Raw genomic sequence first — 14,689 nt, forward strand, 5'->3', positions numbered from 1 at the left:
GGGCGATGGACACCGAGCAACCCATCGAGAAGTCCACCGGCAATGCCGCGACGGTCATCATCGGGCAGAAGGTGCGCGCCGGTCACGAGAAGGCCTTCGAGGCCTGGCAGCGGGACATGAACACGGCCGCGTCCCACTACCCGGGTTTCCTCGGCGCCGAGATCGCCGCACCCACCGCCGTGCAACCCGACTGGGTGGTGGTCTACCGCTTCGACTCCGTCGCCCACGTCCAGGCGTGGATCAACAGCGCCACCCGGCAGGACCGGCTGGACGCGGGTCGGCAGTACTTCGACGGTCCGGCCACCCAGCAGGTCGTCAGCGGAGGCACGCGCGAGTCGGATCCGCTCGTGACGGTCGTCGTGACGCATCGGGTCGATCCGCAACACGTCGACGATTTCCTCGCCTGGCAGGACCGACTGCGACTGGAGGAGAGCACGTTCCACGGTTTCCGGGGCAGCGAACTGTTCCGCCCGATCGAGGGGGTTCAGGACGAGTGGACCGCGCTGTACCGCTACGACAACGCGGCCGATCTCGACGCATGGCTCACGTCGGACAAGCGCCGGGACCTTCTCGCCGAGGGGGAGAAGTTCCACGACTTCGAATTGCGCACCATCGACAACTCGTTCGGAAGCTGGTTCGCGTTCGACCGGAACGGCAACGAGGCGCCGCCACCGTCCGAGACCAAGACCTCGATCGCGGTGTGGGTGGGCCTCTATCCGACCGTCGTGATCCTCACCCTCGTTCTGTCGCCGCTGAAGATGCCCCTGTGGCTCGGTCTGCTCGTCGGAAATCTGCTGTCCAGCTTCATCATGAGCTTCGTGACGATGCCGTATTACGTGAACCGATTGTTGGGGCGGTGGCTGCGTCCGCCGCACGACGTTCCGGAATCGACAACGAACCGTCGCGGGCTCGCGGTCGTCGCCGGGGCTATGGTGTTCTGGGTCGTCGTGTTCTATCTGGTGACCGCCCAGTTCTGGACCCTGCCCTGACGCCGAGAGAAAACGGGTACCCATGTCAGCCTCGGAAATCCGGGTGAGTCGCACGATCGATGCGGCCGCGAGCGCGGTCTGGTATGTCCTTACCGATCTGGACAACGCGGAGTCGGTGCTGAGCGGCGTGGAGAAGGTCGAGCGGCTGGACTCGACGCGCTACGAGGTCGGCACGCGGTGGCGTGAGACCCGAGTGCTGTTCGGCAAGTCGTCGTCCGAGGAGATGTGGGTCGCGGAGATCGATCCGGAGAAGCGCACCGTGGTGAAGGCGTCGTCCCGCGGCGCCGATTACACGACGGTCTTCACCCTGACGCCTGTCGGCGACAGCACCACCCTGACGTTTCACTTCTCGGCGGAAGCATCCGGCATGGGTGCTTTTTCGCGTTTCCTGATGAAGGTGTTCGGCTCGTTCGCGCTGAAGGCCACCACCAAGATGATCCGGCAGGATCTCGACGACATCGCCACCGCCGCCGAGAAGCGGACCGCCTGACACTGCACCTACCGGCCGCCGAGGGGAACGGGCCCCGTGCTTGCGTGAAGTGGGGGGAGCGTGCCCAGCGGCAGCGGCGCCACGGTCGTGGACTTCGGGTCCGGGCGGCCGAGCCCGAACCTGCGGACCTCGGTGCCGCCTGTGCCCGCGCCGCTGACCAAGATGTCCGCACCGGTGGTGGTGCTGGTCGTGGCGACCTGCACGCCGATGCCGGGAGGGCCGCCTGCGAACGGCGCGAACGACGCGATCTGGGCGAAGGTGACGTTGCCGTCGGAGTGATGGTTCGGGCCCTCGAGATACATGCCCGGTTCACCGTCGAGGCGTGACCCGCTCGACCACGCCCGCACCGTGCCGTCGCCGCCGAGCATGCCGGTGACGATGCTCTTCGCGCCGCCTTCGGCGCCGGCCACCCATCCCGTCGACAGGGACACACCGTCGTGGTAGCTCTCGTCGTACGCCAGGAACTCGGAGGTCAACCGCGGCCCGCCGGTATGGCGGCCGTGCTCGTCCGCGGTGCCGTTCGATTCGGCCGCGGCGGTGGGCTCGAACAGGTCGTAGCGGAATGTCTTCACCCGGGCCGATTCCCCCGGACCCGGTGCGGTGACGATGCTCGCCCGGCCCGAGGCGGCGTCGACCATCCCGGTCGCGACCGTGACTCCGGATTGCGACCCAGGGTAGGGGGTGAAGGTCGAGAAGGTCTCGGGTGCCGCGCCATTGTCCGTGGGCAGGGTGGACGAGAACACCTTCACCTGCGATTCGGTGCCGGGGCCCGTGCCGACGATGATGTTGTCGGCCAGCGCGTTTCCGTCGATGTCCGCGCCCGCGACGGTCACGCCCCCGCGGAAACCGGCGTCGAACGGTGCGAACCGGGTCAGCTCCGAGGTGAACGGGCCGGAGCCGACGTCGTTGCCGTCATACGCGACCACCTCCGGTGCCGCACCCGCGCCGGTCCCGGCGACGAGGTCGAGAATCATGTCGCCGTTCACATCCGCCATCGCCACCGTCGGTGCGCCCTCGAAGGCCGGGAACGGCGTGACGGCGGCGATCACCTTGTCGCCGTTGCCGTCGTGGACCTGCACGGTCGCGGGGGTGCCCGGGGTTCCCGGCACCGCCACCGCGTACGTTGACACCTCGGGAATCACGTTGACGGTGGCCATCAGTCCGTTGTCCTCATGGTTGAGGCGGTGGCAGTGGATCACGAAAGTGCCGGTGTATTCGGTGAATTTGGTGCGCAACTTCACCGATGCGGGCTCCAGCGCGTTCTCGTTCGCGTCCGTGACGGGTGCGGGCACGTTGACGTTGTCCTCGCCCCACGGTTGCACCCCGGTCCGGGTGCCCGCGATCGGATCGACGATTTCCATCACCTGGAAGTCGTTGACGTGGATGTGCATCGGATGCTCGTCGTTGTTGAGATTCGTGATCGTCCATTCCTCGACCGAATTGAGGCGGGGCTGGATCAACGGGATGTTCGGGTAGGTGTTGTCGTCGAATTCGTAGGTGAAGGCCTTCGGGTCGCTGTTGCTCGCCTTCTCGTTGCCGAAACCCCCGGTGACCGTCAGTGTGCGCGACACGTCGGGTGCCATCACCGACGTGTCCACGAACGACGTGTAGGCGTCGAGGTTCTGGCCGGGTTCGAACGGCGTGGTCTGCCCGTCACCGCTCCCGGGCGTGACGTGGAGGAGGGTCTGGGTGGGGAATGTGAAGAACCCGTCGGCGTAGCTGATGACCGACGGGTCGACGGTCACCGTGCCGAGTTCGGCGGGCGACCGATCGGTGCCGTTGTTGGTGTAGAGCACTCCGGGATTGGTGACCGGTTTCGCCCCTTCCAGCGGCGGCATGTCGAGTATCAGATCGCCGGTCTCCGGCATGGTCACCGCGATCGCGTACCGTGACCCCGGCGGGACGACGAGCCGGGTGCCGTCGCCGCCGACGGGCAACTGCACCTGCGCGTAGGGATTGCCGTCCTGGCCGACGACGGAGAACGCCGGATGACGGCCCGTTGCGGTCTCGGTGAGCCGGAGCGGCATGTAGGCGAAGTCGCTGATGTTCGCCAGCACCCAGATCTCCGTCTGACCCGGCTTCAGGCTCAGGTCCGGCTGGAACTGCCCGTTGACGGTGTACTGCACGTCGCGTTCGCGGTCGGGCAGCGACGGATCCGCCGGAATGTTCGTCGAATCACTGGTGAAGCTCTGCAGATTGCCCGGGACGAACTGGTTCTGCCCGCGGTGGTTGGCCGGGGACAGCGGTCCGGCGTACCAGTTGGTGACGTACCGGGAGCCCTCCGTCGTCTCGGAGAAGTTCACCGGGGCGAGGCTCGGCGAGTACGTTCCGTCGGCGAGCTGCGTCCCCTCCGGCGGCGTCAGCGTGGACACGAACTGTGGCCAGTTGGGGTCGTTCAGCCGGTGGCCGTTGCCTCGACGGTCGAAGACGAAGTTGTACTGCAGCGCCATGTCCCGGATGGGAATGTCGTTCTGCGTCACCAGGGGAAGGTTGCCGTCGGGCCGCCCGATCTCGAGCAGTCCCGCGAGCCCCGCGTACGTCTGTTGCGCGGTCAGCGTGTGGCGGTGGCTGTGATACCAGTACATGCCGTTCGGCATGTCCTTCGGCACCGCGTAGTCGTAGACGTTGCCCATCCCGGCGGGGATGTCGAGGAGGACGTTGTCGGCGTTGCCGTCCGGGCTCACGTGCAACCCGTGCGTGTGCAGGTTCAGCGGCGCCGACGCGAGGGCGGGCGGATAGACGGGCACCTCACCGCCGGCCGGAGTGAACGCGGGGTCGTAGAAGTCCTCGATCGTCAGGTTCTGCAGATCGTTGTCGTAGTGGATGATCAGGCGCTCACCCGGGTCGACCCGCAACGTCGGCGCCGGGTAGACGTCGTGACCGGTTTTCGAGCCGTCCGAACTCGTTCCCTGCACTAACTCGTATCCGAAGAGCAGGAAATCGGACACCGGTTGCGACGCGGTGTCGAGATCGACCGTGCCCTGATGGGCAGACAACCGCACCTCGAGCACCCCGTTCTCGCTCGACAGCTTGACCGGCTCCCGGTAGGCGGCGGGGGTGCCGGGGTCGTGGCCGCCCGACGGCGCCGACTCGTCGGACGTGCATGCCGTGAGCATCGACGTCATGGCCGTGACCACGGCGACAGCGAGGGCGACGACCGGTTTCCTGCGACGGACGACCATGGTGTTCCCCGTTCCGAAACGGCAGCTGAGCAGCATCGATCGACGACTCGAAGACTACCCGGGGAACTTGCGCGGGCGCCGGGAATTCACTACCTGCCGAGCGCTTCCTTCCACGACACGACCTTGCCGATACGCAGGATCGACCGCTGGTAGATCTTCGCGGCCAGCACGCTGAGCGCGGCGGTGACGGCCAGCATCAGGGCGATGGTCACGACCACCTGCATCGGGGACGCCACACCGGCGGCGATGCGCAGCGGCATCAGAATCGCGGAGAACGGCGGAATCCAGCTGAGGACGTTGCTCAGGGTGCCGTCCGGGTTGCTCACCGAGGAGAAGGCGCTGAAGAACATGATGACGATCAGGACCATCAGCGGCGACGCGGTGGCGTTGACGTCCTCCTGGCGCGACACCATCGACCCGGCCGCCGCGTAGAGGACGGCGAAGAACGCGAATCCGAGCACGAACCAGCCGAGCGTACCGATCAGCACGCCGAGCGCCGTCCCGGTGACGGTGAGCAGGCCCGTCGCGAGGCCGGCGGCGACACCGACCACACCGTAGGCGGCCAACTGGACGAGACCCACCGCGCCGATGCCGATCACCTTGCCCCACAGGAGCTGTAGCGGGCGCAGGGTCGACAGGAGCAGTTCGACGACGCGGCTCGACTTCTCCTCGACGACACCCATGGCCACATACATGCCGAACATCATGATCTGCATGTACAGCAGCACGACGACGGCGATGGAGAGGGCCACGCGCTGACCCTTCTCGGGATCGGGCGGATCGAGTGCGTCGACGGTGACGACGGCCCGGCCCGTCGCCTCGGCCAGTTGTGCGGGGTCCATTCCCTGCGCGGCGAGGGCGCCGGCCTGGGCCTGCCGCACCACCGCGGCATCGATCACGGTGCGAAGCCCGGATCCGAGGTCGGATTCGGTGACGGCCGTGACGGATCCGTCGGCGCCGGGAACGAGGGCGACGTCGAGGTCTCCGTCGCCGACCTGGTCCCGCGCTGCCTGTTCGTCCGGGACGGGGCGGACGTCGACCGGTGTCCCGGCCGCATCGCCGGTGGCGACGAGGGCCGGGGCGAGGGCCTGGTCGCCGACGAGTCCGACGGTCGCGCGGTCGTCGTCGCCGCCCGAAAACAGCGAGTACGCGACGATGCCGCCTACGATGGCGAGCAGGATGACGACATTGCTGATGACGAAACTCTTCTTCGTCACCTGGGTGAGGAATTCGCGGCGGGCCACGAGGCCGATCGCGCGGGCGGGACTCAGTGGGGCACTCATGCCGTGACCACCTCTCGGAACAGATCGGTGAGGGTGGGCCGGTGCAGCGAGAACTCGTGCACCGGACCCGTCTTCAGTGCGGTGTGGAGGATCAGCTGGTCGTCCACGCCGGCGTCGAGCGACAGCAGGGTACGGCCGTCGAGGTGACTGACGGTGGTGACGCCCTCGAGGTGGTGGGCCCAGCCGACCGGGGCCTCCGGTGCGTGGACTTCCAGACGGGCGTTGCCGCCGCCTCGCAACTCGTCGACGGTGCCGGCCGCCCGCATCCTGCCGTGGCTGATGATGCCCACCCGGTGGCACAGCCGCTGCACGAGGTCGAGCTGATGGCTCGAGAAGATCACCGGCACTCCGGTGTTCGCCTTCTCCACCAGCACGTCGCTCATGACGTCGACGGCGACCGGGTCCAGTCCGGAGAACGGTTCGTCGAGTACGAGCACCGCGGGATCGTGGACGAGCGCGGCGGCCAGCTGGACGCGTTGCTGATTGCCGAGCGAGAGTGCGTCGACGGTGTCGCCGACCCGGTCCGCGATGCCGAGGCGTTCGGTCCAGCGGGTCACGGCGTCCCGGGCGGCGGAGCGGGAGATGCCGTGCAACTCGGCGAGGTATTCGAGTTGCTTGCCCACCTTCATCTTCGGGTACAGTCCGCGTTCCTCCGGCATGTATCCGATGGTGCGCCGCACGTCCAGGTCCACCGGCTTGCCGCCGAGCCGGACCTCGCCGGAATCCGCGGACAGAACTCCCAGCGCGATGCGCATGGTGGTGGTCTTGCCGGCGCCGTTGCTGCCGACGAAACCGAAGATCTCACCGGGGCGGACCTCGAAGGACAGATCGTCGAGTGCGACGACGTCGCCGTACCGTTTGGAGATGCCGTCGATCGTGAGGGTGTGAGACATGGGTCCTTCCCGTTCTGGAGTGGGATGTTCCTACGGAGCGATGTCGTCGGGCTCGGGGTCGGGTTGGGTCCAGCCGAGGATCATGGCGGGCGTGCAGCCGCCGATGATCAGCGTGGTGAGGACCAGCAGCCCCCCGGCGTAGGGAACGCTCTCGGAGCCGACACCGACAGCGCCGACGAAGATGAGATACGCGGCGGGGACGAAGGTGAGTGACTGTGTGACCGTCAGGCCGATCGACCGGGCACTGTTGCGCTGCTGGATCTCCCACTCGTCCAGCACGGCCCGCGGCGCGTCGCCCTGCCTGCTCGACACGATCTGGAGGATCGTCCACAGCGGGAGGAAGAACAGGCACGCGGGCAACCAGAGGAGCGGCCCGACGACCATGTCGAAGTGGCAGACGATACCGACGGCGATCATGAACACGAACGTGAGCGCGAGGGCGACCACCAGGATCCGTCGACGGCCACGCGACCGCCACGCCGGCAGCCAGGTTTGGTAGCGGCTTTCGTTCCGGAGGAATCTGCGCGTCCGGAAGCCCTGGTACCGCTCGATCAGATTGGTCTCAGGCATGGGAACTCTCCCCGCTTCCTGTCGTGGACGGCGGTCGGTGGGTGCGGTACAACTCGGTGGACAGGGGCCCGAACTCGGTGCGGGAGAAGATGGCCTCCACCGGCAGTTCGAACACCCACGAGATACGGAACGCCAGGTCGAGGCTGGGGTAGTGGTCGCCCCGCTCGAGCGCGCCGACGGTCTGAGGATTGACGTCGATGAGTCCCGCCAACTGAGCCCGGCTCATCCCGCGCTCGGCACGAAGCACGCCGATCCGGTTGTAGATGGGGAGCGAGTCCCCGCGCCGTACTGGGCTCATGCAACAAAGTGTTGTGAAAACCCAACAGTTTGTCAACCGTGTACAACGGTTGCGAGCGCCTCCCGGAGTGGGAGAGCAGGATGACGGCCGAAGGTTGACCATGGGAAATTGAGTGGCAGAGTGGAGGCGATTCGCGCCGGACGGCAGGAAAGGCCAGGATTACTACGTGACGTACACCATCGCAGAGCCCTGTGTCGACGTTCTGGACAAGGCATGCATCGAAGAATGCCCTGTCGACTGCATTTACGAAGGGGGTCGGATGCTCTATATCCACCCCGACGAATGCGTCGATTGCGGTGCCTGTGAGCCGGTCTGCCCTGTCGAGGCGATCTTCTACGAAGACGACGTCCCGGATCAGTGGGTCGAGTACACCAAGGCGAACGCCGACTTCTTCGACGACCTGGGATCACCGGGCGGCGCGTCGAAGCAGGGGAAGGTCGACTACGACCCGCCGTTCGTCAAGGCACTGCCGCCCATGGCCGAAGGCGACTGACCCACTCCCCGGAACCGGCTACTCCTCCGACAGCCGGCCGCCGTCCATCCGCCACCGGCGTGTGCTGCGCGTCGAGTCCAGCATCCGCCGGTCGTGGGTGACGAGCAGCAGCGTGCCGTCGAAGTTCTCCATCGCCTGCTCGAGCTGTTCGATCGCCGGGAGGTCCAGGTGGTTGGTGGGCTCGTCGAGCACCAGCAGATTGACGCCCCTCGCCTGCAGCAGGGCGAGTGCGGCGCGGGTGCGCTCGCCCGGCGACAGTGACGCCGCCGGACGCAGCACGTGGTGTCCCTTGAGCCCGAACTTCGCGAGCAGGGTGCGCACGTCGGCGTCCGGCCAGTCCGGGACCTGCGCCGCGAACGCGTCGGCCACCTTCTCGGCGCCCTCGAACAGACCGCGGGCCTGATCGATCTCCCCGACGGCCACGCCGGAACCGAGCGTCGCGGTGCCCGCGTCGAGGGCGAGTTTGCCGAGCAGCACCTTCAGCAGGGTGGTCTTACCCGAACCGTTGGCGCCGGTGACGATGATCCGGTCGCCCCAGTCGACCTGAGTGGTGACCGGGCCGAACGTGAACTCGCGGTCCCCGCCCCACGCCACGGTGGCACCGTTCGCTGTCGCCACGACCGACCCGCTGCGCGGGGCGGCGGCGATCTCCATCCGTAGTTCCCACTCCTTGCGCGGCTCCTCGACCACCTCGAGCCGCTCGATCCGGCGCTGCGTCTGGCGGGCCTTCGCGGCCTGCTTCTCCGTGGACTCGGTGCGCAGACCCTTGCCGATCTTGTCGTTGTCCTTCGCCTTGCGGCGGGCGTTGCGGACGCCGTGCTCCATCCAGTTCCGTTGCATCTGCGCGCGGTCCTCGAGGTCCGAGCGGGTCCCTGCGTACTCCTCGTACGCCTCCCGCGCATGCCGGCGCGCGATCTCCCGTTCGGCGAGGTACGAGTCGTAGCTGCCGTCGTAGACCGCGATCTGCTGCTGCGCGAGATCGAGCTCCACGATGCTGGTTACGGTGCGCGCCAGGAACTCTCGATCGTGACTCACCACCACCATGGCCGCGCGACTCTCGGCGACGAACCGCTCGAGCTGCTCGAGGCCCACCAGGTCGAGGTCGTTGGTCGGCTCGTCGAGCAGCAGCACGTCGTAGCGGGACAGCAGCAGCGACGCCAGCCCGGCGCGCGCGGCCTGCCCACCGGACAGCGACGTCATGTGCGCGTCCAGCGGCACCCCGAGCCCGAGTTCGCTCACGACCTTCTCCGCGCGCTCGGCGAGGTCGGCGCCGCCCAGCGCCAGCCAGCGTTCCAGTGCGGGGGAGTAGAGGTCGTCGTCGGACTCGCCGAGGGTCTCGGCGGCGGCGTTCATGCTGTGCTCGGCCTCGGTGACCCCGGTCCTGCGGCCGAGGAAGTCGAGGACGGTCTCGCCGGCGATCCGGTCGGGTTCCTGGGCGAGGTAGCCGACGGCGGCATCGGGCGGGCTCAGCACGACACTGCCCTCGACGTCGGCCGACCCGATCCCGGCGAGGGTGGTCAGCAGCGTCGACTTGCCGGCGCCGTTCGCCCCCACCAGGCCGGTCACGTCGCCGGGAGCGACCGTCAGGTCGAGGCCGGAGAACAGGGTGCGCTCACCGCGCGAAGCCGACAGTCCGCTGATGCGCAGTGTTGCAGTCACCCGGCGATTATCCCCCCACCTGTGAGTACTTATTAACCGCGGGCGGTTAACAAGTACTCACGGGCGGGTCAGCGCTTGATCAGGCGGAACCAGCGCGGGTCGGCTTTCTTCAGCGGGCCCGGCATGCCGGTGGTGTCGGCGTCGACGTCCGAGACGAGTTTCCACTTCTCGAACGTCCGCTCCACGTCGGAGCGGGAGACACCCCGCGGGATGGGTCCGCGATGACCGGGCCCGAATGCGAACATCAGCAGGGTGGCGTGCGGTTCGCTCACGGTCGTGACGTTGTCGGCGTACGCGGCCCGGTCGTGGTCGTTGAGCCCGTGGTAGCACCCGACGTCGAGGATCAGGTGGTACCCGCGGCCGACGGCGTGCTCGAGGTCGGTGGCGTCCGCATGCATGAACCGGGCGTCGACGCCGGCCTTCCGCGCCTTCGACCGCGCCTTGTCGAGCGCCAGCTGGACGGTGTCGATTCCGGTCACCTCCCAGCCGCGCCGCGCCATCTCGATGGCGTGGTCGCCGGTGCCGCATCCGACGTCGAGGACCTTTCCCGGTGGGATGTCGAAGGGATCGAGCAGCGTCTCGATCTGGCTTCCGAAGATGCGTCCCGCTTTCACCCAGGGCGTGATCTTGAACCGATAGGCCAATGTGTATCCGAGGCCCATGTCCGCCCCTTCCACCGGGCGCCTCACCACCTGAACGCCGATGCCGTCGGATTACCCGGTTGCTGCCGAACAACACGCGAAAGTCCACATTCTGAGACGGCGGGGAACATCTCCCCGGATCGACCGGTTGCACAGTCCCATGGGTTTCAACAATGCACTGAGTCCTGTACCAACGGTCACGCTCAACGACGGGAACAGCATTCCTGCCCTCGGCTTCGGCGTGTGGCAGGTGCCGGACGACGAGAGCCACGCCGCGGTCGCCGAGGCTCTGAAGGCCGGGTACCGCAGCATCGACACCGCCAAGATCTACGAGAACGAGGTCGGGGTGGGCCGCGCGCTCGCCGACTCCGGCATCGCCCGTGACGAACTGTTCGTCACCACCAAACTGTGGAACGACGACCAGGGTTACGACTCCACCCTGCGCGCGTTCGACGACAGCCTGAACCGGCTCGGCCTCGACTACGTCGACCTGTACCTCATCCACTGGCCGGTGCCGTCCGCGGACCGGTACGTGGACACGTTCAAGGCTTTCCAGAAGATCAAGGCCGACGGTCGTGCCCGCTCGATCGGCGTCTCCAACTTCACCCCGGAGACCCTCGACCGGCTGATCGCCGAGACGGGTGAGGTACCCGCGATCAACCAGGTGGAGCTGCACCCGCGGTTCAACCGGGCAGACCTGCGTGCCTTCCACACCGGCAAGGGCATCGCGACCGAGGCGTGGAGCCCGCTGGGACAGGGTACCGTCCTCGAGGACGAGTCGATCGCGAAAATCGCTGCAGCGCACGGGAAGACGACCGCCCAGGTGATCATCCGCTGGCACCTGCAGATCGGCAACGTGGTCATCCCCAAGTCGGTGACGCCGGAACGCATCGCCGCCAACTTCGACGTCTTCGACTTCGAGCTGACCCCCGACGAGATCAACACGGTCGGCTCCCTCACCCGCGCGGACGGGCGAATCGGTCCCGACCCGGACACGTTCGGCGCCTAAAGTGTGAAATCCGCGAAATCGAAGCCCGGGGTCACGACGCAACTGACGAGTGTCGGTTCGTCGCCCTCGGGCTTCGCGCGCTGCCAGTGTCGCGGCGGGACAAGCAGTTGCGGCTGCTGGCCCGCCGCGACGTCTGCGCCGAGGAGAAGCGGTTCGGGATCGCCGGGACGTTCGCCGTCGCCGCCGAGTTCGAGCCGCAGGGGGCTGCCCCGGTGGTACAGCCACATTTCGGCGCTGCGCACGCTGTGCCATTCGGACTGCTGCCCGGGCATCAGCAGGAACAGGATGGCGGTGCCTGCCGCTCGCGGTCCCGGGTAGTCGTCGGGCAGGCTCGCCGCGGGGATCGTCACGTCGCTGCGCCACGTTTCGCGGTACCAGCCGCCCTCGGGGTGCGGCGCGAGGTCGAGGGTGCGGGCCCACTCCGGTAATTCGGTCATGTCAGCCATTGTGCAGTCCGGTGCCGCGTCGGGGGGTGCGGTCGGACCACCCCTGGGGTGTCTTATCTCGGGGCGTCGCAGCCGCGAGAGTCGTAGGTGATCACAGGGCGGAGGCACGAACTCTCGCCCACACCAGCGACAATCAGGAGAAACCATGCTCGGAATCATGCTCGGACTCGGCGGAGCCGCACTCGGACTCGGCCTCGGTGTCATGGCCCTCGGGGTCGGACTCCTTCTCAGTGACGCGACGATCAAGCACGATGTCGACGAACTCTCGGACTGACTCCGTGTGGGTCGATACTCGGCGGGGGCGGGCACGGGCGCGAACAGCCGCCCGTGCCCGCCACCCGTTGGCGTGGCTTCAGTCGTCCCTCACGCGGAGGCGAGGGATCGCGTCGCAGGCGCCCCCGACGAGTGCGGGCGAGGTGCTCGAGCGTCTCGCCGACATGCCGCTCAGCGTCTGGACCTACGGTTTCGACCACGACTCGGTGCGGCACCTGGGCCCGATGTCGCAGGATTTCGCGACCGCGTTCGGTCTCGGTTCCACCGACCGCCGCATGGCGATGGTGGACGCGAACGGGGTGTGCATGGCGAGCATCCAGGCCCTGTACCGGCGGGTCATCGCGCTCGAAGCGGAAGTCGAGCGCCTGCGGGCGTAGCGTCCGCGTCGGCTGCCGCACCGCGGCGTCCCGGCCGCCACCAATTGGCGTCGCCCAGCAGATACATCGTCGAGGGAACCAGCACCATCCGCACGATCGTCGCGTCGATGAAGACGGCGGTCGCGAGTCCGACGCCCATCATCTTCACGGTCACGTCCCCGTCGAGCGCGAATCCGGCGAACACCGCGACCATGATCGCCGCCGCGCTGGTGATCACCCGCCCGGTCGACGCCAGACCTTCGACGACGCTGCGGTGCGAGTCGCCCGTGTCGAGCCAGCGCTCGCGGACCCGGGAAAGCAGGAACACCTCGTAGTCCATCGACAGTCCGAACAGGATGGTGAACATCAGGATCGGCACCCAGCTGGACACGGGAAGTGCGTGCGGAAGTCCGAGTAGCTCCGCGCCCCAACCCCATTGGAACACCATCACCATCACACCGTAGGCGGCCGCGACGGACAGCAGGTTCATGACGGCCGCCTTCACCGCGACCACCGGCGCACGGAACACGAAGGTGAGCAGCACCACCGACAGTGCGACGACGAACGCGATCACCAGCCACAGCCGTTCGGCGAGGCGCGCGGAGATGTCGGCGAACGACGTGGTCAGTCCGGTGACGTGGACGCCGTCGGCGGCGTCCGACCGGATTCGTTCGAGCAGTTCGGTGCTGCGGGGGTCGCTCGGGCCGGTGGTCGGCTGCACCTCGATCAGCGCGGCCGTCGCGTCGGAGTTCATCAGGGCGGGCGAGACCGACGCCACTCCGGGTTCGGCTGCGAGATCACGCGCGATGGCCGGAAGCTCTGCTGCCGGAACCCTGTTCAGGTCGACCGCCACCATCAGGGGCCCGTTGGCGCCGGGTCCGAACTCGGCGTCGATCAGGTCGTAGGCCTGCCGGATCGTGTTGGCGGCCGGCGCGCTGCCGGCGTCCTGCGGCCACGTCCGCATGCCCAGAACCGGTGCGGCCAGGAGCAGCAGCACCCCGAGCGCCGTCAGGGCCCACAGCCACGGCCGGTGACTCACCCGGATCGCCCACCGCTCGGTCAGGGGCGACGTGGTGCGACGGTCGGCCCGGGCACGGGACCGCGTGCCGAGCACCCGCCGGCCCGCGAGCCCGCACAGTGCGGGCACCAGCGTCACCGACGTGAGCATCACGATTCCGACCATCGCGAACGTGGCATACCCGAACGATGTGTACATCGGCAGCCCGGACAGTCGCAGTCCGAACAGGGACACGAGGACGGTGGTGCCGGCGAAGACGACGGACGCCCCGGCGGTGGAGTTGGCGGCCGCGACGGCGTCCCGGACCGGCATCCCGGACCGCAGTCCCTCGGTGTAGCGGGTGACGAGCAGCAGCGCGTAGTCGATTCCGACGCCGATCCCGACCATCGTCGCGATGGTCGGGGCGATGGTGCTGATGGTGGTGAACCCGGCCATGATCGTGATGAGCCCGGACCCGATGCCGACGCCGACGAGCGCGACCGCCAGGGGCAGTCCCGCGGCCACCACGGAACCGAACGCGAACACGAGGATGACCAGCGCCAGGATCATTCCCACCGCCTCGGCGGTCCCCGACGGCGTGGAGATGTTCTCCGGGACCTGCCCGCCGAGTTCCACCTCCAGGCCCTGTGCACGGGTGTCGGCCACCGCGGCGTCGAGGGCGTCGACGCCTTCGCTGCCGTGGAAGTCGGTCACCGGAATGCGGTAGTTGAGGCTGATCACGGCGGTGTCGGAATCCTGGGACAGGCGGGGCGGCGACACGGAACTCACCCCGGTCACCTCTCCCAGCCTGCTGCCGAGACCGGCCAGGACCGCGGGGTCGAGCGGTCCGTCCTCGGAGTGAACGACCACCCGGGCGTCGGCCCCCGACATTTCCGGGAACCGGTCGCTCAGCAGGTTCGTCCCCTGCTGCGACGGGAGACCGGGCACGTTGTAGTCGTCGTGATTGGTGCCACCGAATGCCGATGCGGCGGCGAACACCAGGACGAGCAGCGTCGCCCACGTGGCGATCACCCGCCAGGGATGAGTGGCGGCAGCCGCGCCGAGGCGCGCGAGCAGGGAACTCATGAGAGGGCCTCCGGAGAGCAGGTG

Annotated in this window: 15 protein-coding genes; 6 read left to right on the plus strand and 9 right to left on the minus strand. The window is 67.9% G+C overall.

Going from position 1 to position 14,689, the window contains the following annotated elements; genetic code table 11:
- Positions 1–5: 5 nt before the first annotated feature.
- Both ACFTWF_RS06355 and ACFTWF_RS06360 read left to right on the plus strand, forming a co-directional pair.
- Positions 6–989 (plus strand): antibiotic biosynthesis monooxygenase, encoded by a 984-nt coding sequence (locus ACFTWF_RS06355; RefSeq protein WP_378460416.1) that lies wholly within the window; start codon positions 6–8, stop codon positions 987–989.
- Positions 990–1,011: 22 nt separating this feature from the next.
- Entirely contained in the window at positions 1,012–1,479 is a 468-nt protein-coding gene (locus tag ACFTWF_RS06360; RefSeq protein WP_378460417.1) for an SRPBCC family protein, read from the plus strand.
- A gap of 8 nt (positions 1,480–1,487) precedes the next feature.
- Here the strand turns inward: ACFTWF_RS06360 and ACFTWF_RS06365 are convergent, their stop codons facing one another.
- The 5 genes from ACFTWF_RS06365 to ACFTWF_RS06385 form a co-directional block, all read right to left on the minus strand.
- Positions 1,488–4,661, minus strand: a complete 3,174-nt coding sequence (locus tag ACFTWF_RS06365) for a multicopper oxidase family protein (protein WP_378460418.1) — start codon at positions 4,659–4,661, stop codon at positions 1,488–1,490.
- A gap of 89 nt (positions 4,662–4,750) precedes the next feature.
- Positions 4,751–5,944: an ABC transporter permease gene (locus ACFTWF_RS06370; RefSeq protein WP_378460419.1), complete on the minus strand. Its 1,194-nt coding sequence runs from the start codon at positions 5,942–5,944 to the stop codon at positions 4,751–4,753.
- On the minus strand, positions 5,941–6,837 hold the full coding sequence (locus ACFTWF_RS06375; protein WP_378460420.1) for an ABC transporter ATP-binding protein: 897 nt from the start codon (positions 6,835–6,837) through the stop codon (positions 5,941–5,943). The genes ACFTWF_RS06370 and ACFTWF_RS06375 overlap by 4 nt, the downstream gene beginning before the upstream one ends.
- A gap of 30 nt (positions 6,838–6,867) precedes the next feature.
- Positions 6,868–7,407 (minus strand): hypothetical protein, encoded by a 540-nt coding sequence (locus ACFTWF_RS06380; RefSeq protein WP_378460421.1) that lies wholly within the window; start codon positions 7,405–7,407, stop codon positions 6,868–6,870.
- On the minus strand, positions 7,400–7,705 hold the full coding sequence (locus tag ACFTWF_RS06385; protein WP_087556888.1) for a helix-turn-helix transcriptional regulator: 306 nt from the start codon (positions 7,703–7,705) through the stop codon (positions 7,400–7,402). The genes ACFTWF_RS06380 and ACFTWF_RS06385 overlap by 8 nt, the downstream gene beginning before the upstream one ends.
- Positions 7,706–7,871: 166 nt before the next feature.
- On the opposite strand from ACFTWF_RS06385, the gene fdxA reads away from it, so the two are divergent.
- Entirely contained in the window at positions 7,872–8,198 is a 327-nt protein-coding gene (fdxA, locus tag ACFTWF_RS06390; RefSeq protein WP_378460422.1) for a ferredoxin, read from the plus strand.
- 18 nt (positions 8,199–8,216) lie between these two features.
- On the opposite strand, the gene ACFTWF_RS06395 is transcribed toward fdxA, so the two are convergent.
- Positions 8,217–9,857, minus strand: a complete 1,641-nt coding sequence (locus ACFTWF_RS06395) for an ABC-F family ATP-binding cassette domain-containing protein (RefSeq protein WP_378460423.1) — start codon at positions 9,855–9,857, stop codon at positions 8,217–8,219.
- 68 nt (positions 9,858–9,925) lie between these two features.
- A complete protein-coding gene (locus ACFTWF_RS06400) occupies positions 9,926–10,519 on the minus strand; it encodes a class I SAM-dependent methyltransferase (RefSeq protein WP_378460424.1) in 594 nt (197 codons plus the stop codon).
- A gap of 139 nt (positions 10,520–10,658) precedes the next feature.
- On the opposite strand from ACFTWF_RS06400, the gene ACFTWF_RS06405 reads away from it, so the two are divergent.
- Positions 10,659–11,507, plus strand: a complete 849-nt coding sequence (locus tag ACFTWF_RS06405; protein ID WP_378460425.1) for an aldo/keto reductase — start codon at positions 10,659–10,661, stop codon at positions 11,505–11,507.
- Here the strand turns inward: ACFTWF_RS06405 and ACFTWF_RS06410 are convergent.
- Complete coding sequence (locus tag ACFTWF_RS06410) at positions 11,504–11,944, minus strand: cupin domain-containing protein (protein WP_378460565.1); 441 nt, start codon at positions 11,942–11,944, stop codon at positions 11,504–11,506. The genes ACFTWF_RS06405 and ACFTWF_RS06410 overlap by 4 nt on opposite strands.
- Positions 11,945–12,098: 154 nt before the next feature.
- On the opposite strand from ACFTWF_RS06410, the gene ACFTWF_RS06415 reads away from it, so the two are divergent.
- Together ACFTWF_RS06415 and ACFTWF_RS06420 are read left to right on the plus strand one after the other, a co-directional pair.
- Entirely contained in the window at positions 12,099–12,227 is a 129-nt protein-coding gene (locus tag ACFTWF_RS06415; RefSeq protein WP_282555430.1) for a hypothetical protein, read from the plus strand.
- Between the two features lie 142 nt (positions 12,228–12,369).
- Positions 12,370–12,603 carry a hypothetical protein gene (locus ACFTWF_RS06420; protein WP_378460426.1) on the plus strand — a complete coding sequence of 78 codons (234 nt, stop codon included), beginning with the start codon at positions 12,370–12,372 and terminating at the stop codon, positions 12,601–12,603.
- Here the strand turns inward: ACFTWF_RS06420 and ACFTWF_RS06425 are convergent.
- Positions 12,563–14,665: an MMPL family transporter gene (locus ACFTWF_RS06425; protein ID WP_378460427.1), complete on the minus strand. Its 2,103-nt coding sequence runs from the start codon at positions 14,663–14,665 to the stop codon at positions 12,563–12,565. The two genes, ACFTWF_RS06420 and ACFTWF_RS06425, sit on opposite strands and share 41 nt — an antisense overlap.
- Between the last annotated feature and the right edge of the window lie 24 nt (positions 14,666–14,689).

Origin of the sequence: Rhodococcus sp. NPDC056960 (assembly GCF_042674125.1) — a bacterium.
GTDB lineage: Bacteria > Actinomycetota > Actinomycetes > Mycobacteriales > Mycobacteriaceae > Rhodococcus_F.

Coding starts and splice junctions, on each gene's coding strand:
- ACFTWF_RS06360 (WP_378460417.1), top strand. CDS start 1,012: ATGTCAGCCTCGGAAATCCGGGTGAGTCGCACGATCGATGCGGCCGCG.
- ACFTWF_RS06425 (WP_378460427.1), bottom strand. CDS start 14,665: ATGAGTTCCCTGCTCGCGCGCCTCGGCGCGGCTGCCGCCACTCATCCC.
- ACFTWF_RS06375 (WP_378460420.1), bottom strand. CDS start 6,837: ATGTCTCACACCCTCACGATCGACGGCATCTCCAAACGGTACGGCGAC.
- ACFTWF_RS06405 (WP_378460425.1), top strand. CDS start 10,659: ATGGGTTTCAACAATGCACTGAGTCCTGTACCAACGGTCACGCTCAAC.
- ACFTWF_RS06385 (WP_087556888.1), bottom strand. CDS start 7,705: ATGAGCCCAGTACGGCGCGGGGACTCGCTCCCCATCTACAACCGGATC.
- ACFTWF_RS06365 (WP_378460418.1), bottom strand. CDS start 4,661: ATGGTCGTCCGTCGCAGGAAACCGGTCGTCGCCCTCGCTGTCGCCGTG.
- ACFTWF_RS06370 (WP_378460419.1), bottom strand. CDS start 5,944: ATGAGTGCCCCACTGAGTCCCGCCCGCGCGATCGGCCTCGTGGCCCGC.
- ACFTWF_RS06415 (WP_282555430.1), top strand. CDS start 12,099: ATGCTCGGAATCATGCTCGGACTCGGCGGAGCCGCACTCGGACTCGGC.
- ACFTWF_RS06410 (WP_378460565.1), bottom strand. CDS start 11,944: ATGACCGAATTACCGGAGTGGGCCCGCACCCTCGACCTCGCGCCGCAC.
- ACFTWF_RS06380 (WP_378460421.1), bottom strand. CDS start 7,407: ATGCCTGAGACCAATCTGATCGAGCGGTACCAGGGCTTCCGGACGCGC.
- ACFTWF_RS06355 (WP_378460416.1), top strand. CDS start 6: ATGGACACCGAGCAACCCATCGAGAAGTCCACCGGCAATGCCGCGACG.
- ACFTWF_RS06400 (WP_378460424.1), bottom strand. CDS start 10,519: ATGGGCCTCGGATACACATTGGCCTATCGGTTCAAGATCACGCCCTGG.